This window comes from Richelia sinica FACHB-800 (assembly GCF_014698825.1).
In the GTDB taxonomy this organism is placed as follows: domain Bacteria; phylum Cyanobacteriota; class Cyanobacteriia; order Cyanobacteriales; family Nostocaceae; genus FACHB-800.
The window spans coordinates 1-17,795 of sequence record NZ_JACJTT010000005.1 but is presented as its reverse complement, the minus strand read 5'-3'; the positions used below and the strand labels follow the sequence as shown (position 1 = coordinate 17,795).

At 37.5% G+C, this 17,795-nt stretch carries 20 protein-coding genes; 11 read left to right on the top strand and 9 right to left on the bottom strand.

All coding sequences use genetic code 11. From position 1 onward, the window contains the following. Window positions 1-365 precede the first annotated feature (365 nt). On the top strand, window positions 366-1,079 hold the full coding sequence (locus H6G73_RS05940) for a rubrerythrin family protein (protein ID WP_190602230.1): 714 nt from the start codon (window positions 366-368) through the stop codon (window positions 1,077-1,079). A 116-nt stretch (window positions 1,080-1,195) separates the two neighbouring features. Here H6G73_RS05940 and H6G73_RS05935 read toward each other — a convergent pair whose 3' ends face one another. The 4 genes from H6G73_RS05935 to proS all read right to left on the bottom strand — a co-directional run bounded on the left by H6G73_RS05935 (window position 1,196) and on the right by proS (window position 5,520). Beyond that, a complete protein-coding gene (locus H6G73_RS05935; protein ID WP_190602228.1) occupies window positions 1,196-2,491 on the bottom strand; it encodes a YcjF family protein in 1,296 nt (431 codons plus the stop codon). A gap of 172 nt (window positions 2,492-2,663) precedes the next feature. Beyond that, window positions 2,664-3,149, bottom strand: a complete 486-nt coding sequence (locus H6G73_RS24935; RefSeq protein ID WP_190602226.1) for a DUF3368 domain-containing protein — start codon at window positions 3,147-3,149, stop codon at window positions 2,664-2,666. Next, on the bottom strand, window positions 3,146-3,427 hold the full coding sequence (locus H6G73_RS05925; protein WP_190602224.1) for a UPF0175 family protein: 282 nt from the start codon (window positions 3,425-3,427) through the stop codon (window positions 3,146-3,148). The genes H6G73_RS24935 and H6G73_RS05925 overlap by 4 nt, the downstream gene beginning before the upstream one ends. Window positions 3,428-3,711: 284 nt before the next feature. Next, entirely contained in the window at window positions 3,712-5,520 is a 1,809-nt protein-coding gene (gene proS, locus H6G73_RS05920; protein ID WP_190602222.1) for a proline--tRNA ligase, read from the bottom strand. Between the two features lie 58 nt (window positions 5,521-5,578). Between proS and H6G73_RS05915 the strand changes: the two genes are divergently transcribed. From H6G73_RS05915 to H6G73_RS05905, 3 genes are read left to right on the top strand one after another with little or no spacing between them, the layout of a single operon-like run. After that, window positions 5,579-5,779, top strand: coding sequence for a hypothetical protein (locus H6G73_RS05915; RefSeq protein ID WP_190602220.1), 201 nt, complete (start codon window positions 5,579-5,581; stop codon window positions 5,777-5,779). A gap of 13 nt (window positions 5,780-5,792) precedes the next feature. Further along, the gene (locus H6G73_RS05910) at window positions 5,793-7,187 is read left to right on the top strand and encodes a 1-acyl-sn-glycerol-3-phosphate acyltransferase (RefSeq protein ID WP_190602219.1); all 1,395 of its coding nucleotides are present in this window, start codon (window positions 5,793-5,795) and stop codon (window positions 7,185-7,187) included. Window positions 7,188-7,228: 41 nt separating this feature from the next. Continuing rightward, window positions 7,229-8,452, top strand: a complete 1,224-nt coding sequence (locus tag H6G73_RS05905) for a Kelch repeat-containing protein (RefSeq protein ID WP_190602217.1) — start codon at window positions 7,229-7,231, stop codon at window positions 8,450-8,452. A gap of 46 nt (window positions 8,453-8,498) precedes the next feature. Here the strand turns inward: H6G73_RS05905 and H6G73_RS05900 are convergent, their stop codons facing one another. After that, window positions 8,499-9,617 carry an ATP-binding protein gene (locus H6G73_RS05900; protein ID WP_390839267.1) on the bottom strand — a complete coding sequence of 373 codons (1,119 nt, stop codon included), beginning with the start codon at window positions 9,615-9,617 and terminating at the stop codon, window positions 8,499-8,501. Between the two features lie 186 nt (window positions 9,618-9,803). Here H6G73_RS05900 and H6G73_RS05895 point away from each other — a divergent pair, with 186 nt between their 5' ends. The 7 genes from H6G73_RS05895 to H6G73_RS05865 are packed head-to-tail and all read left to right on the top strand — an operon-like array spanning window position 9,804 to window position 13,699. Next, window positions 9,804-10,139, top strand: a complete 336-nt coding sequence (locus H6G73_RS05895) for a cation:proton antiporter subunit C (RefSeq protein ID WP_190602214.1) — start codon at window positions 9,804-9,806, stop codon at window positions 10,137-10,139. Next, window positions 10,136-11,569 carry a cation:proton antiporter gene (locus tag H6G73_RS05890; protein ID WP_190602212.1) on the top strand — a complete coding sequence of 478 codons (1,434 nt, stop codon included), beginning with the start codon at window positions 10,136-10,138 and terminating at the stop codon, window positions 11,567-11,569. The genes H6G73_RS05895 and H6G73_RS05890 overlap by 4 nt, the downstream gene beginning before the upstream one ends. Then, window positions 11,566-11,952 (top strand): Na+/H+ antiporter subunit E, encoded by a 387-nt coding sequence (locus H6G73_RS05885; RefSeq protein ID WP_190602210.1) that lies wholly within the window; start codon window positions 11,566-11,568, stop codon window positions 11,950-11,952. Before H6G73_RS05890 ends, H6G73_RS05885 begins: the two co-directional genes overlap by 4 nt. Next, complete coding sequence (locus H6G73_RS05880) at window positions 11,949-12,206, top strand: hypothetical protein (RefSeq protein WP_190602208.1); 258 nt, start codon at window positions 11,949-11,951, stop codon at window positions 12,204-12,206. Before H6G73_RS05885 ends, H6G73_RS05880 begins: the two co-directional genes overlap by 4 nt. Beyond that, window positions 12,203-12,481 (top strand): monovalent cation/H(+) antiporter subunit G, encoded by a 279-nt coding sequence (locus tag H6G73_RS05875; RefSeq protein ID WP_190602206.1) that lies wholly within the window; start codon window positions 12,203-12,205, stop codon window positions 12,479-12,481. The genes H6G73_RS05880 and H6G73_RS05875 overlap by 4 nt, the downstream gene beginning before the upstream one ends. After that, window positions 12,474-13,040 (top strand): DUF4040 domain-containing protein, encoded by a 567-nt coding sequence (locus tag H6G73_RS05870; protein ID WP_190602204.1) that lies wholly within the window; start codon window positions 12,474-12,476, stop codon window positions 13,038-13,040. Before H6G73_RS05875 ends, H6G73_RS05870 begins: the two co-directional genes overlap by 8 nt. Next, window positions 13,037-13,699, top strand: coding sequence for a Na(+)/H(+) antiporter subunit B (locus H6G73_RS05865; protein WP_190602202.1), 663 nt, complete (start codon window positions 13,037-13,039; stop codon window positions 13,697-13,699). Before H6G73_RS05870 ends, H6G73_RS05865 begins: the two co-directional genes overlap by 4 nt. Window positions 13,700-13,807: 108 nt before the next feature. Here the strand turns inward: H6G73_RS05865 and H6G73_RS05860 are convergent, their stop codons facing one another. The 4 genes from H6G73_RS05860 to H6G73_RS05845 all read right to left on the bottom strand — a co-directional run bounded on the left by H6G73_RS05860 (window position 13,808) and on the right by H6G73_RS05845 (window position 17,679). After that, window positions 13,808-14,527, bottom strand: coding sequence for a hypothetical protein (locus H6G73_RS05860; RefSeq protein WP_190602201.1), 720 nt, complete (start codon window positions 14,525-14,527; stop codon window positions 13,808-13,810). A gap of 1 nt (window position 14,528) precedes the next feature. Then, window positions 14,529-15,716 (bottom strand): AAA family ATPase, encoded by a 1,188-nt coding sequence (locus tag H6G73_RS05855; RefSeq protein ID WP_190602199.1) that lies wholly within the window; start codon window positions 15,714-15,716, stop codon window positions 14,529-14,531. Between the two features lie 156 nt (window positions 15,717-15,872). Next, entirely contained in the window at window positions 15,873-16,523 is a 651-nt protein-coding gene (gene folE, locus H6G73_RS05850; RefSeq protein WP_190602197.1) for a GTP cyclohydrolase I FolE, read from the bottom strand. 109 nt (window positions 16,524-16,632) lie between these two features. Continuing rightward, complete coding sequence (locus H6G73_RS05845) at window positions 16,633-17,679, bottom strand: CobW family GTP-binding protein (protein WP_190602195.1); 1,047 nt, start codon at window positions 17,677-17,679, stop codon at window positions 16,633-16,635. Window positions 17,680-17,795 lie beyond the last annotated feature (116 nt).

Here is a 17,795-nt window from a genome sequence, read left to right as displayed (position 1 = left end):
CAGGTGTTTTTTATATTGTCACGTATTATTTTTGCAAATCCTGGATACCTAATTACGGAAATTGATGAAAAATTTAAATTTCAATTTCCATCTTTTACACTTCAGTTACAATACCTTGATGATCACCACTTACCATCCTCTCTTTTATCACCTGTCAAAACTTGGTTGAAATCTTGCAGAAAATAAATCAACGCTTCAATATTTTCGGTTTTATAATCTTTCTAAGCAGTCGGGTAAACGGGTCATGAAAAATAAGCTGCAAAACCTTGTCTCAACATTTGCCTCAACTCTAGAGACACAGCTTGTTTAACCCAGTTTTAAAGTCTGTATTATACCATGCAATAACACTGAACAGGCGTTAACTTATGGATTTGTCAAATTTTACTACACTTCAAAACTTAGAATCTGCCTTTGCTGGAGAATCAATGGCAAATCGCAAGTATCTATTTTTTGCAAATGTAGCACGTAAATTAGGATTTACAGACTTAGCAAAACTGTTTAAAGAGACAGCAGACCAAGAAACAGAACACGCATTTGCACATTTTGAGTTGTTGCATCCAGAATTAGTGGTTGCAGATGCTACTGCTTTAACAGAAGAACAAAAGAAAGAAATTATCTCCCGCTGTTTATCTTTAGCAATTGAAGGGGAGACCTACGAATACACCACCATGTATCCTGATTTTGCTGCTGCGGCCCAAAAAGATAGAGACAACCCCGCAGCTGAAGAATTTCTCAAGCAAGCGCAAGAATCCAGCGAACATGCTAACACATTCCGCGCAGCTGCTCACAGATTTGGTTTGTTGAAATTCATTGAAAACTACCATGCAGACCGCTATTCTGAAGCATTGGAAGTATTAAATGGTGGACAAGCTGTAACCAGAGTTGCAGGTGAAGATCCCGCAACTCGCAAATGGATTTGCAGACAATGCAGTATGATTTATGATCCTGTAGTTGGTGATCCCGATTCAGGTATTGCACCTGGTACACCTTTTGAAGATATTCCTGAAGATTGGTCTTGTCCGATTTGTGGTGCTACTAAGAAGACTTTTAAGCCTTTGGAAGAAAAAGTTGCAGCTTAAAGTTGAAAGTTAGATCAATATAGTGTTAGCCCCTCTTCTGGGAAAATATACAAAATACAGAAGAGGGTTTTATTTTTCTTCAGTTAGAGTTGTTTTCCTGTGTTGGTTTCTCAAATTTAAAAACGTTCTTTTGCTTTAGCAAATGCTTCTTGCATAACTACTTGAATTTTCTGAGGGTCGGGTTTTTTGCCACCCATCAAGTCACCAAAGTAGACACAAGCACCTTCACCCAATGCCCAAGTATATGCTGCGGCCCAGGAAGCTGCAATAACGCTACCAAAACCAGGGACAAATTTAATTAACTCCCGTGCTACAGCTTGAGCTAAAAAACCACCAGCGATCGCACTTACAATACCTCCAGCTTGAGATGGTGTCAATGTCTGCCCATATAATTTACCCAAAAGTCCCACCATCGAGACTTGCAACGCTGTCAATACTGGCATAGTTGCAAAGGGTAAGGGAACTGCCGCTAAAGTTGCTGCCATAATAGAAAATGGCAAAATATAGCGTCTTCCGGCATCCCGGTAGATATTACCCAATTTTTCCCCAGCTTGCTTATCTAATAGCTGATAGATGGTTTTAGCTTCTGCTTCGGGTAGAATTTCTGCTAAAGAATCACGCAGTGCTTCCAAACCATAAAAGACAGGACTAAATCCATCCTCTTCTAAGGTAAAATCTATTAAAACAGCCCTATTATATAATCCAGCAAAATTATCTTTAATGGTGGAAAATGTCCGTTGAATTTCGGGGAAATCTGGCGGATAATTTGGATGGTTATCAATATTTGGCGGATAAACTTCGTGTAAACAAGTGACTACTAATAAACAAGGAATTTGGGGAAATTTTTGATGTAATTTTTCTGCTATTTGTCGTAATGTTTCTGTAGCAAAATCATTAATTTTGACTGTCAGAATCAAAACCCTAGCAACATCATTATCCTTTTCTAAATCACTAATTAACTCTTGAATAATTGTTTCCGTATCTTGACTAACATCTCCTAGTCCCACCGTATCTGTAAAAATCAGTAACGGTAAATCATTATTAGGATAGGCATAGCGTTGGGTATGCTGGGTATGGGGACGAAAACCTTGTCCGACAATTTCCGCAGAAACTCCTGTCAGTCCCCGCACAATTGAACTTTTACCCGCTTGAGGTTTGCCAATTAATAATGCTTCTGTAGTTGGTAATTCTGACCGGACCTTCTCTAAAATCTCTGCTACTTCAGCATCGCTAACACTAAACCATTGCGTTACTGTTTGTGCGACTTGGTTGACTGGTAAGAGTTGGGTTAAGCCAGATGTAGTTTTGTTCCAAATGCTAATAAAACGATTTTGCCAATCTTCTTGTTCAGACTGGGTAGTTGCTGCCTGTGGTGATTGATTTGATGAGTTAGATTTAGGTTGCTCAGTCATACCTATTGTTTGCTATTAGACTTTGCCGCCTTTTCCAGTATAGCTTTTGGTGGTAGGCTATGTGCAAATCTCAGAATTAATGTGTAGTAAAATCAGTGTATTTTGATAGAAAAAGATATTGGCATATAAAAAGGATTAATTATTAGTTACATAACTTTATTCCCATTCAAGACTATAACTCATGAGCAGCAGCTAAAGCTTCTTCATATAGCCGTGAACTGATATGTTTACCTTCGGCGATTAAAGCATCTAATATATCTTTAATTGATGATATTAAACCTTGTTGTTTTGCTACTAATAAAATGCCAATTGTGCCAATAATTTTTAAATTTCTAGATAAAGCAACTCTTCTAGCATCTAAATCATCCATTAACAATTGATGAGCTTCTAATTCTTCAGCTAAAATCATCGCAGCACATTCTCCTGCGCCTAGATTTGTAACTATTCTGAGATTAGATAATTTTTCTAAATCACTTACTGCTCTTATTTCTATCCAATCTGCCGACTTTACTAAATTAACTGCTGGATGGTTCCCTGTGGTTACTTCTATATAAACTTCTTCAGGAATAATAACTGTGCCGAAAATATCGCGCAGTAACTCAATTTTACCCACTTTTGCTAATTCACTTAAAGGAGTAGTATCAGAAACAATAATCACTTTTTATACTGATTGAAAACATCTAAGATTTGAGTGACTTCTTCCAGTAGTTCTTCCTTAGTTTGTGTAGGAAAGGGGGATACCTTATATATATCCATCAAATCAGAAAGTTGCCACCGTTCAATTTCTAATAACTCTGCGGCACGTCCCGCACTGATATCTCCATGACGTAATAATGTCATAATATAAGCTTCTTTAGCTTTTTTTTCGGCTTCTAAACGATGAATTTCCGGTACCTCGGGTAATTTAAGGGTAAATTTTATCTCTGTGCTAGCCATTTTGTTTAAGCATCCTAGTTTTTCAAATTTAGGTTTACTTAGATAAAATCAAACTATATTCTCATACTTCATCTCCTATTAATAAGCAAAAATGATTAGAATCGTGTTTTGGGTCAAGCAGTCATCGTAATTCCACATCTCCGAAGGATGGCTCATATGGACTATATTCTTTGGAGGATAGTTTTAATGTATTTTTGATATCTATCTAACTTATCTATGGAAATATTATCTAATGGTAACTTATCGAATGGCAGGCAAGATGCCTGCCTCACAATAATTAAATTCTACCCTGCTATTGCTGCTCTAATCCACTGTTGTAATGTACTGACAACTTCCTCAATAGCTATTTCTTGAGATTCACGGGTGGCACGTTTAACTACTTCAACTTTACCATTGGCGATCGCTCTACCTGTGACAATCCGATAGGGAATACCAATTAAATCAGCATCTTTGAATTTAACACCAGCCCGTTCATTGCGGTCATCTAGCAAGGTTTCTACACCTGCTTTGTTCAGTTCGGTGTAGAGTTTTTCAGCAATTTCCACCTGTTGCCCATCGTTGATGTTGGGAACGGAGATAATGGCGTGATAAGGTGCGATCGCTACTGGCCAAATTATCCCATCTTTATCATAGGATTGTTCCACCGCCGATTGTGCCAAGCGGGAGACACCCACACCATAGCAACCCATCACTAAAGGTTTCTCTTCCCCTTGTTCATTGGTATAATTTGCTCCCATTGCTTGCGAGTATTTTGTCCCCAGTTGGAAAATATGACCAACCTCAATCCCCCTTGCTGTTTGTAAGGTTTGGCTAGGGTCATGCACCGAGTGATCGCCTGGTCTTGCCTTACGAATATCTACTACTATTTCTGGTAACTTAAATTGCTCACCCCAATTAGCACCCACCACATGGAAACCAGCTTCATTGGCACCGGTGACAAAATTCTTTAACTCCACTGCCGTTTGATCAACTAACCTAACAAACTTCCCACTGACATCTTTACTACCAGCAATATACTCGTCATCAATATCCGGCGCTATGTAACCTAAAGGTAAAGATTTCGCAGCCCAACCCCCAATTGCTTCTGTAGTAGGTACACTGAGAGAAAGGACAGTTTTAGCACTGAATTGGGGAGCTAATTTGGTCAGTTCATTTTGTAATTTGACTTCATTAACTTCCTGATCCCCACGAATGTTTACCAGCACCAGCACAGTTAAGCCACTATCATAGACAGTTTGATATAAAACGTTTTTCACAACTTGGGTAGGAGAACAGTTGAGAACTTGACAAAGTTTTTCTATCGTTTCCGTCCCTGGTGTTTCCCGTTTCTCATAGCTGGTAAAACTTGATAATTCTGCATCAGCAGGTAAAGAAACCGCCTTTTCCACGTTAGCAGCATATTTACCATCTTCGGTGTAGAGAACTTCATCTTCTCCTGCATCTGCTAACACCATAAACTCAGTGGAACCAGAACCACCGATAGCACCAGAATCAGCTTCTACCGCGCGAAAAGCTAAACCAGAACGCCGCAGCATATTGCTATAAGCCTGGTACATATCTTGGTAAGTTTTTTTCAGACTATCTTCATCAGCATGGAAGGAATAACCATCCTTCATGATAAATTCTCGTCCGCGCATCAACCCGAAGCGGGGACGAATTTCGTCGCGGAATTTCGTTTGAATTTGATATAGATGTAGCGGTAATTGACGATATGAGCGAATCATATCACGGGCAACAGTTGTGATAACTTCCTCATGGGTGGGGCCAAGTCCTAACTGTTGTTCTCGTCTATCTATCAGGGAAAACATGATTCCCTCAGCCTTCGTGTAGGTGTCCCAGCGTCCCGACTCCTTCCACAACTCCGCAGGTTGTAATTGAGGTAATAAGCACTCTTGTGCGCCAGTGGCATTCATTTCTTCCCGAACAATTTGGGAAACTTTCTGTAAAACCCGCCACATAAAAGGTAGATAAGCATAGACACCACTCCCGATGCGACGGATGTAACCAGCGCGGAGTAATAGCTTATGGCTGGGAATTTCCGCATCTGAAGGGTCATCCCGCAGAGTAACAAATAACATTTGTGACAGTCGCATCGTTTTTACCTTTACAAATTCGCTAATTTCTCAAATCAGTTAAGTCTAAAATGTTTCCATGTCAGGAGTCCAGGAGTATGCCTACGGCACGCTGCGCGAACAGGAGTATGCCTACGGCACGCTGCGCGAACAGGAGTATGCCTATGGCACGCTGCGCGAACAGGAGTATGCCTATGGCACGCTGCGCGAACAGAAGTCCAGAATAAATTCATTTGTTTCCCTGCTTACCCTACTTTTCTTTCTGTCAACTATCAAGTAAGGAGAAAACCATCTTGTCGGATGCAATTTATCAAGCACAACCACCTTTAGAATTTATTCCGCCAGCATTTAACCCCTTATTGCTCAAATTTGTTCATTTGTTGCTACCCAACTGGATACGCTGGCGAACAGCTATTAGCCATATTGAAGCTGAGAATGTGGAAGTTTTGGCTAATCTCTATAGTCAGTTTCAAGCGGGTAAAGTCCGTTTTATGCTGGCGTTTCGCCATCCCAAAACAGATGACCCTCTGTGTTTAGAGTATTTACTTTCTCAACTCGTGCCTAAGGTAGCACGACAGCAAGGTATACAGCTACAATATCCGCTTCATGCTCATTTTATCTATGATCGCGGCATACCTCTGTGGGCAGGTTCCCATATAGGTTGGTTAGCTGCTAATTTGGGTGGAACACCCATTCAACGGGGGAAGGCTGACTGGACAGGGTTACGTTCAGCGCGAGATTTATTTGTCAATGGCAATTTCCCTATGGCTGCTGCCCCAGAAGGTGCTACAAATGGGTTGTCTGAAATTATCAGTCCCTTGGAACCTGGTATTGCACAGTTAGGTTTTTGGTGCGCTGAAGATTTGCAAAAAGCAGGACGGATAGAAGAAGTTGTAATTGTGCCAGTGGGACTAAAGTACAGTTACGTTAATGAACCTTGGGAAAATATCGCTAATTTATTAACTGAATTAGAGACAGCTAGTGGTTTAGTTGTCAAGTCGGATAATACTAATCTTTCTTTAGAATCTCTCTATCCCCGGTTATTAAGTTTGGCAGAACATCTATTAGGAACCATGGAGAAGTTTTACACCAGGTTCTATCACCAAAAACTGCCAGATGAAAAAATTATCAAAGGAGAAATTACTGATAGAAATGAAGCCTTAGCCTATCGCTTACAGGCAGTGATGAATGCGGCTTTATTTATATCTGAGCAATATTTCGATTTGCCAGCGCGAGGTAATTGGACTGATAGATGTAGAAGAGTAGAACAAGCAGCATGGAACTATATATATAGAGAAGATTTTAAAGATATTAAATCTTTATCACTACTAGATAAAAATTTGGGAGATAGAGTAGCAGAAGAAGCATTTTCTAGAATGTGGCACATGCGATTAGTTGAAACCTTTGTAGCAGTTTCTGGTAATTACGTTCGCCAAAAACCAACTGTAGATAGATTTGCAGAAACAACGTTAATTTTATGGGATATGTTCAGAAAAATTAAAGGTGGTAATCCTTTACAACGTCCCCAATTGGGTAAACAACAAGTCAAAATTACAGTTGGTGAACCCATTTCTGTATCTGGACGCTATGAAACCTATAAAACTAGTCGTCTTGCTGCTAGACAAGCAGTAGCTGATTTAACTAATGATTTACAGCAGCAATTAGAAAGTTTAGTTACTCAAGGCTAATTATTCATCAATATTTGTGGTGATATCTGAAAATCATAGCCATGAACATAACAACACCTCAATTTATTTGGAAAAAGCCCAAAATTACAGGTCGAATTCCTCGACCTCGCCATGGACATTCCGCCATTTGTTACAACAATTCCATGATTATTTTTGGTGGCACAAATATTATTACTGATAAATCCTTAAAAGATGTTCATGTCCTTGATTTGACAACTTGGAAATGGACGAAACCAAAAGTAACTGGACAAGTTCCATCTCCGCGCAGCTACCATACCGCAGTGTTATATCAAGATAAAATGCTGGTGTGGGGAGGCTATAAAGAATTAATTAGTAGTAGTTTCAAATTTAACGATGTTTATTTACATATTCTCGATTTAAAAACTTGGCGATGGTCAAAAATGACCCCAATGGGAACTTTACCAGAAGCCCGTTCTCACCATAGTGCAGTTATCTTTCAGGATAAATTAATTATTCATGGTGGTGCTTACGATATATATGCGTCATTCAACGACCTATACATTCTCGATTTAAGGAAAAAGCGTTGGCTACCCGTGGAACTTGAACTTTGTCATCCTGTTGCTTTACCTGGATTAAAAGTTCATGGTAATACATTAATCAGATTCTTTGGTGATGGTGCTTATCAGGGATTTTGTTCTGATGTTTTAACTTTAGATTTAACAAATTTAGATTTTACTAAACCATTAAAATTAAGTTTCCAACCAGCTAATTTTCAAGCCATTGAAAACTACAGTTATAAAGTTCCTATCCCTCCAGATGCTTCAGGTGATGAGGAAGAAATGGAAGATGATTATTTCGATGATGACGAGGAAGATATAGAAGATGATTATTTAGGTGATGATGAGGAAGATGAAGATATAGAAGATGATTATTTAGATGATGATGAGGAAATCGTTGATTTTGGAGATGGAATTCCCTATCGCACTATTCACAGTTATGGAGAATTTGGCAACAATTTAGTTTTATATGCAGGTGTGGCACCTGGTAACGGAGTTAGTCATGCCACAATTAACGATTTAGTAATGCTACATCTTCCTAGTCATGACGAAGCTAATACTGGTACTTATACTGGTTTGATTCCACAGGTAGAAGGCCAATTCCCTCCTCCTAGATTCGGTCATTCAACAATTCAATTTCATCAACAAATGATTATTTTTGGTGGTATATGGTTAGACACTTATTGTGGTAATCATCAACATGATAATGATGTATATATTTTGGAAAGCCTAGAGAAAGTATTATAAATTAACTGACTCATTGAGCAGAAAAATAAACTGATAAGGAGAGCATTTAACTCAATCTTTGCTGCAACCATAAAGCTAGTATTGGTAATGCTAGTCGATAACTTTGTTCAGCACTATAAATTAAGCCTTTGTGTTGTAACCCGATTAAAGCACCTTGTAAACTTCCACCCCTAGAAAGTCCATGCTTTTGAATATATTCTTTACTTTGGGGTTTATCTGTAGGGTCAAGGGCTAATGATTCTAAAAGATGTACTTGATTAGCTGGTAGTAGCATGAGCAAGGATTCATAAGTCATTGATAAATCTTTGAGTAATCCATCAATTGCTTGCTGTACTTCTTTTTCTGTAATTAAACTATCAGGATGGCACAACGTGACTAATCGGCGAATTAGTGTCATGGCATCACCGATATGTCCTTGCACTGCATCTAAAAAGAGCGATAATGCTGGAGAACGAGTATCAAATTTCAATTTATGTGCGTGTAACATTTCTCTAGCCCACATAGCCAATACATCTCTAGATAATGGGGCTAATTGAATTGTTTCTAAGGGATAGTTAGTATCATCAGTTTTTTGACTGCTTTCGGCAATTGTAGCTATTAAAATATAACTTACAGAAGGATGATTTTTAACTTCTCTACGGAAGGTTTCTTCCCATAAATTATTACGATCCCAAGAGCGAATATGCGGAAAACTTTGTAAAATTAATACTACTCGCTGGTTTAAATCTACTGCCATAATTTGCAGTAATTCTAGTAAGCAAGTAAAGGCTTGCCATAGTTGTTTTTGAGTTAGAGAACGTACTAATTTCAGTTTAGTTTCAATGTTGAAAATAAAGAACTCACTTGCACTTTCCTTCACCCATTTTTCAATTTTTTGGACTTCCCAGTTTTGGTTAATGGCTTCTGCTAGTAATTGCAAAAATCTTTCCCCATCTGTAGCACGGATGCAGTCTATATCTAATACAACAGCACTAACTTCCTGGGCTGCAACCCTGACTAAAGTCCTTCTGCCACTTCCTGGTACACCTGTAATTAGTAAGTCTCCATCCTGTGCCAAAATTTCCACAATCTTTTGAAATTCTAGCGATCGCCCAATTAATTGTAAAGAAGTAGCCACATCCAAGTTCACAGGTGTTTTAACCTCAGTTTTTTTGATTGCAAGCATCAGGGAAAGCATAAATCATTAATGGTAACTATGGTTAGCATCAAAATAAATGAGTGTCTTACATGATTTGACACTAATCTTTCGTGCTAAAAATATTTTAACTCTTAAAAAAACAGTAAATTATGTTTCTCTCAGTCAAGAAACTCAATTCCTTATGTGTATAAATGGGTTTAAAAGGTAACTAATGTGTTAGAAGCTTGCGTATTGGCAACTATACTGTGTGGATTTTTCGGCATCATTTTGAAAAAAAACCTGCTAATGAAGATTGTTTCCATGGATGTGATGAGTACAGGAGTAATTGCCTTTTTTGTGCTAATTGCATCCCAGGGGGGGTTATTTACTCCCATTATTTCCAATGTCCAAAATATTGCCTATGCCGATCCTGTGCCCCAAGCCGTAATTTTAACAGCTATCGTCATCGGCTTTTCTATTCAGGCATTGATGCTAGTTGGTGTCATGAAATTGGCACGGGATAACCCCACCTTGGAAAGCGACGAAATTGAGAAAAATAACACACCATGAATAGTATCACCATTGCTTGGATCGGTATTCCATTCTTTCTAGGGTTCATCATTTTTCTTGTCCCCAAACTCAACCGACATTTGACCCTTTGGGGGTGTATAGCCTCTGCTGCCTATGGATTTCAACTATTTTTAGAACCATCACCAATTAAACTAAACTTACTAGATAGTTTTGGTGTAACTTTAGAAGTTGACCAATTAAGTGGCTACTTTATTTTAACTAATGCCTTAGTTACAGCTGCGGTCGTTTTCTATTGTTGGCAGAGTGATAAAACAGCTTTTTTCTATGCTCAAACTCTACTTGTCCATGGTAGTTTAAATGCTGCTTTTGTCTGTGCAGATTTCATTAGTTTATATGTAGCACTAGAAGTCAGTGGGATTGCAGCTTTTCTTTTAATTGCCTATCCTCGAAGCGATCGCTCAATTTGGGTCGGTTTACGCTATCTTTTTATCAGCAACACAGCCATGTTATTTTACCTGGTTGGTGCAGTGCTGGTTTATCAAACCCATCATTCCTTTAGCTTTGCAGGTTTACAGGGTTCACCGCCAGAAGCATTAGCGTTGATTTTTCTAGGACTCCTCATTAAAGCTGGTGTCTTTATTTCTGGCTTATGGCTACCCTTAACACATTCTGAATCAGAAACCCCAGTTTCCGCCTTACTATCAGGTATTGTCGTTAAAGCCAGCGTTTTGCCCTTGTTGCGTTGTGCAGGCATTTCTGAAGAAATTGACACCATCGTGAGAATTTTCGGTGTAGGTACGGCTTTAATGGGTGTCTCCTATGCAGTTTTAGAAAAAGACACCAAGCGGATGTTGGCTTTTCACACCATATCCCAGTTAGGCTTAATTTTAGCTGCACCAGCAGTCGGAGGCTTTTATACACTCTCCCATGGACTAGTCAAATCATCTTTATTTTTGAGTGCAGGTTCCTTACCCAGCCGCAACTTCAAAGAACTGCAACATAAGCCAATTAATACAAAACTTTGGATGTGCTTAGTTATCGCTAGTTTGTCAATATCTGGTTTTCCTTTATTGGCAGGTTTTGCAGCCAAAGTTCTAACCATAAAAAACTTATTATCTTGGCAAGTAATAGCAATGAATATAGCCGCAGTTGGCACAGCTATATCCTTTGCTAAATTCATCTTTCTCCCCCATAAAATTGATGGAGAACAGCAAGATAAACCAGGTTTTTGGTTAGCAATAATTTTCTTGTTAACTGGTTTATGTATAGCAAATATTATCTATATTCCTGCCTATAACATTACCGATATTACCAAAGCTATCGTTACCATTGCTATAGGTTGGTTAGCATATCATTTGCTGTTCAAACATTTATCAATTTATTTGCCACGCATCTTCGAGCAATTCGAGCATTTAGTTGGTGTCATGAGTCTCACATTAATTCTGCTCTTTTGGATAGCATTAGCATGATCGGACATTTAATATTCAGACTATCAATTTGGTTTTTACTCACATCAGATTTCAGTTTAACCAATACTATCATTGGTATAGTTATTGCCTTAGCCTTACCACGGGGTTACACCGCACCAGAAAAATTAAAAGAATGGTTAAAGGTAAGTTGGCAAATCATTGTCGCTATTCCTGTAGCTTTTATCGAGGCATTTGAAATTATCCTAAGACCCCATCAACACGAAGAAATAATCATGGAAAAAGTCAAACATCAGCGGTCACCCCTACTGGTGTTCATCGATATATTCCTAATTACTTTCACGCCTAAAACCATAGTTGTCAAACACCATGAAGAAGGCTGGTATGCAGTCCATAAAATTACCCCAAAGAGTAAATCATTATGAATTTAGAAATAGTCTTAATCGCTATGATTGTAGCCTTACTCATTCCCATTTATGAAGCCTGGAAAACTGATGATACATGGCAAAAAATGCTTGCTTTTGGCAGTATATCCAGTAAAGGAGCAATCATGATTTTATTGGTTTCCGTAGCCAGAGACGACTGGATGATTGGTGTAGTAGCAGCGATTATGTTGAGCGTCGGTAATGCAGGCTTGATGTTGTTAGCACATATTTTAAGAAGATTGAGTGAAGCATGATCAACCTTATCAGCTATACCTGTATCACTATAGGTATTATCTTTTGGTTTTGGGGAACATCTCATTTAATTAGCAACAGATCAGTATTATTCAAATTGCATGGTCTATCCGTTGCTGATACCCTTGGTTCCATGATGATTATTTTGGGTATTTTACTAAAAATACCTAGCAAATGGCCATTACTAATTTTGGGCATTATTTCCTTAGCAATTTGGAATACCATGCTCGGTTATGTTTTAGCATACTGTTCTACTGAAGAGGCAAAAAATGAATGATTCATATCTTTATATCATCATTGCTTTGTTACCTTTAACCGCCGGCTTATTAATAACTCAGGTCAACCCCTATCATGCCTTAGTTATGCGCGGGGTATTGGGTGCAATAGCTGCCATGGTAGATGCCATTTTAGGGGCAGCAGATGTGGCATTAACAGAAGCATTAATGGGAACTATGTTATCCATTACTCTCTATGCCATTGCTGTGCGTTCATCCTTAGTTTTACGGCTGGGTGTACTTGAAGACCAATTAATAGACAAAAATCAAGACAGTATTTTTTCACAAATTGTCCAAGAGTTTCGCAGCGTTTTTAATAAACACTATATGCGACTGGAACTAGTACCTTATCCAAATAGCCAAACTTTAAAACAGGCTTTAATATCCAAAGAAGTTCACGCTACCTGCACCCCATTTTTAACAACTAATCAACCCCAGACAAGCTATCAAACAGAGATTAGAGTGCAGCGTATATACAACATTATGGAAAGTGAATTGTCATCGCCAAATACAAGTTTAGCTTATATCAATGTTTTAGAATCAGGGGAAAAACATCTATGAAATGGGTTTACATTGTTGCGGGAATAGCTTTGTTTATAAAAATATTGATTTTGCCTGATGGAGAAGCGAATTTATCAGATATTTCCATTGTGGAAACAGTAGTGAAAGAAAGTGGTGTTTCCAATGCTGTATCAGGAATTATTTTCCGCAATCGCCTCTATGATACTATTTTTGAAGTAATTGTATTTACCATCGCTATTCTCGGTGCAAACTTTTTACTGGCAAACGAAACCCCATCCTGTACTATCTACCAATTCAAGGATCAGCCATCCATCATCTTAGCTCGGTTGGGGGCAACAATTGCGGCTTTAGTAGGCATTGAATTAGCAATTAGGGGACATTTAAGTCCTGGTGGTGGTTTTGCTGCTGGTGTCGCAGGTGGAACAGCAATAGGGTTAATCGCCATAACTTCATCCTATCAGTCGATGCAGGATATTTACCAACGTTGGCACGCTGCTACTTGGGAGAAAATTTCGGTTTTAGTTTTTATTGTTTTATCAGTCATCACTTTGTCAGGAATAGAATTACCCCATGGGGAGTTAGGAACACTTTTTAGTGGTGGAATTTTGCCAATACTCAATATTATCGTTGCCATTAAAGTGGCTTTGGGTTCTTGGGCTGTGGTTTTGATTTTTATTCGTTATCGGGGTTTATTGTAGTTTTGCATTTGATGGTTTTCGTGCAAAGACGAGAAATATTAGGGTGGGCAATGTCCACCTTATTATTTAGTAAATTTCACACCATACTAAATTAATAATATTGATCAATTATTGTCTGCTATCAGCTAATTGTTCCAAACATTTGGCAAATTCCAGCAGTGATTTATTTTTTTTCAGAGTTTGATTATTAATTTCAATATATTCGGCAATTTTAGATGATTGACTTTCCCTATATTTCCGTTCTTCCAAATTTCTGGGTTTGTCTTTGAAATCAGGATTTTTTTTAATTAATATTTCCTTAGATAATTCTTCCAGATATTCTTTTGCACCATTTCCCCCTGATTCTGCCTCTGCTATCAAATCAGTTTGACCATGTTGCCTTTTATTGGCAAATTTTATCCATTGTTGGTTATCTCGATTATCAGCATTGTTTGTAAAATAGCAACATATACCCAAGCAATCAATTAATAGCCAAGCTTCAAGTTCTTCAACCATCCGAAAAAATTTCACTCTGCCTTCAAAAGAGTTAACAACTTCTTCAATTCGATTAACTAAAGAATTTTTTTCCCTGCGTCTTTGAGCTTGCGATTGTGTACCATCTGAATCTAGTAGAAATATTACTAAATCATTATTATTTAAATAATTATTAACTGCTTTCTTTAAACCGTCTTTATTTTTTGGATGTATGGCTTGGTTAAAGCCTTGTTTATCGGCAAATTGGATTGTTATATCATTACGACCATAAAACGCAACTATTTTTTTAGCAATACAGCAGACTGCCTTACTATCATAGTCAGATTCCGGCACCCAAAGACGAACACTAGGCATATTAATCAGCAAAAATTTCTTCAATTAAGTGACTATGATAAATTGCGCTACCTAATCCAAAATCATTCATCCAATCAGAAAAATCATCCCGGCTTGCTGCTAATCTATCAAGTAGACAAGCCTTTGTGCCAATTTCTCGGTTCTGACTTAAAAGAATTACTGAAATGTCGGATGATATTTCTTCAGGAGAAAAACAATCAAGTAATTGAGAACTATGAGTGGTAAAAATCACTTGTGTTCTTTTGGATAACCTTTTGATCATATCAGCAATATCTTGTAAAATACCAGGATGAAAATTTCTCTCAGGTTCTTCAATCCCAATAAGAGATGGAACATCAGATTGATAAAGCAGGATAAAATAAGCTATCAATCTCAAAGTACCATCTGACATATTAGATAAGGCTATTTTTTTACCATCTTCTTCAAGGACTGTAATCAGTGGGTTTTCATCTTTTTCTTCCACTATATCTAACTTAAAGTTGAGGCACTCATAGAGTTCTTGACTGATTTCATCAAATTTATTTTTATCATGTTTAGCCCAATACTGTAAAATTTCTTGAGCTTTACTAGCATTGGGATTTAGGCTAGGTATTATTTCATCACTTTGTAAAGATTTATAGATTATAGTTCTCTTTTGAACTCTAGGATATATTCTGACACTATCAGGATCTACATCATAAAATTTCCAATCTTTGATATAGCTGGCTAACTTTTTAGTAAACGGTTTATTACCATATTTACCAGCATCTGTTAATGCCAATCCATCACCATCAGAATCTGATTGGTATGTTTGAGAATTTTCGCCATTTTCATCATTCACTATTCCTTTGCCATTATTAATATTAATTACTTCAATTCCGTTAACTAAAAGATACTCTTTATCAATTAAAGTGTTATTTTCATTGACGCTAACTGAAATACTATATTCTGCTTTATTATTTTCATCATCTTGTATAGTAATTTCATAGAATATTTGTTTTTGACCAATTCTTAAAATTCTATCCATATACTCTACAGGAGGTAGCTTTGTAGCCATCAAAAGCCTATTAAGAAAACCTAGAGCTTCTAAAGAGTTTGATTTACCACTAGCATTAGCTCCTACTAGAATTGTTAAATCTCGGAAATTTAAATCGACATCTCCTAAGCTTTTAAAATTTTTAATTTTTGCAGATATGAGTTTAAGAGTCATAAATGTGTGTAGTTTAGAATAAAGAATTTATTTACTGGCTTCTTTATAGTATATCTTTTTCACCCAATGCTCATATAAAAAAGTAGAGACAAAGAAAATTTCTGTCTCTACAAAACACACAAGTGCCAAATTTATATCGATACCAACAACAGGTTTTTAATGAAAACTGACTTTATGCTGGATTAAATTCATGAACTCTTCGCGAGTTCGTCCATCTTCTGCAAAGATACCCCGCATCGCGCTGGTTGTAGTCCAAGAACCAGGTTTTTGTACACCCCGCATCACCATACACATATGGCTAGCTTCTATAACTACTGCAACACCTTGAGGTTTGAGTAAACCTTGTAGTGCATCTGCAATTTGTGCAGTCAACCTTTCTTGTACTTGTAATCTTCGGGCATACATTTCACAAATGCGGGCAATTTTCGATAGTCCTATGACTTTTCCATTAGGAATGTAGGCAACATGAGCACGACCAAGAATAGGAAGAATATGATGCTCACAGGAACTAAAAATATCAATGTCCCGAACTAGTACCATTTCGTTGGCATCTTCTGTGAAAACTGCTCCATTGAGCAATTCATCTAAAGATTCGTGATATCCCTTGGTGAGAAATTGCAAAGATTTAACAACTCGTTTGGGAGTGTCTTTTAATCCTTCTCGGTCGGGATTTTCTCCTAGTCCAATCAGCAAGGTACGTACAGCCTGAATCATTTCTGCTTCTGTTACTGTTGGCTGTTGCTGAGTAGATACAGATGAAATTAATTGAGCAGCAGAATTGATATCGGGACGAGTCGATAAAGTCATTTTCTCTGTTGAATGGGTATGATTTAATCAATGGTTAAATGCAAATCAAAAAACACTTCTTTTTTTAAATCGATAAATCTGTAAAGAAGTGTAATTTAACATATCTTAATCATAACAAACATTCATTCAATTGTGGGGAAACTTGGCTATGTTCTAAATTTCTACCAATAAAAACCAGTTGATTTTTGCGTGAATTTGGCCATTCATCAGCATTTAAGCTATAGCGTGGCCCACTCATTTGAAAAATATGTCTTTTTTCACTATCACTAAACCAGAGAATGCCTTTAGCACGAAATATATTTTCTGGCATTTGTTCATTTAAAAAATGTTCAAACTTGTGGACATCAAAGGGGCGATCGCTCTGGAAAGAAATTGACACAAATCCGTCATTTTCTAAGTGTGGAGAGTGGTGATGGTGGTGATGGTGGTGATGATGGTCATGGTTGTGGTCATGGTCATGGTCATGATGATGTTCATGATTATTTGTCTTAAATTCCGAAAGATAATGTTCGACGGGGGTAAAACCTACACCAAGAATTAAAGGTAATGGTACATGCCCATAATTACTATGTAAAATTCTAGCTCCCGCCTTCAATTCTTGCAGGTAATTTTCTAAATCTACCAATTGTTCATGATTGATTAAATCAGTTTTATTTAAAATAATAAAATCTCCATAGGTAATTTGTTTGATTGCTACTTCACTATGAAAATGTTCTCGGTTAAATGCTTCTGCATCTACTACCGTCAAAATAGAGTCGAGGCTAACTAAATCTCTTAATTCTGTTCCTAAAAAAGTTAAAATAATTGGTAGTGGGTCAGCAACACCAGTAGTTTCTACAACTAAATAATCAATGCGTTCTTGTCTTTCTAAAACTCTATATACTGCATCAATTAAACTATCATTTATCGTACAGCAAATACAGCCATTAGTTAGTTCTACCATATCTTGGTCTACGGAAACTAGCAATTGACTGTCGATATTAATATCACCAAATTCATTGACTAAGACAGCAATTTTTAAATCCTGTTTATTTTTGAGAATATGATTGAGTAAGGTAGTTTTACCACTGCCTAAAAACCCTGTGATAATGGTTACAGGCATTCCCATTTTGGGGATATTCGGGGCATGATCTACAGCAGAGATAATGTCAGTCATAGTTATCAACCCACCTTCCGCACCCTAACTGTCACACATCAAAAAAAGCCACCAAAATAGTACACAAGAACTAAAGCTTATTTAAGTCCTAAGAGAGTTAATGAAAATAAGTATCA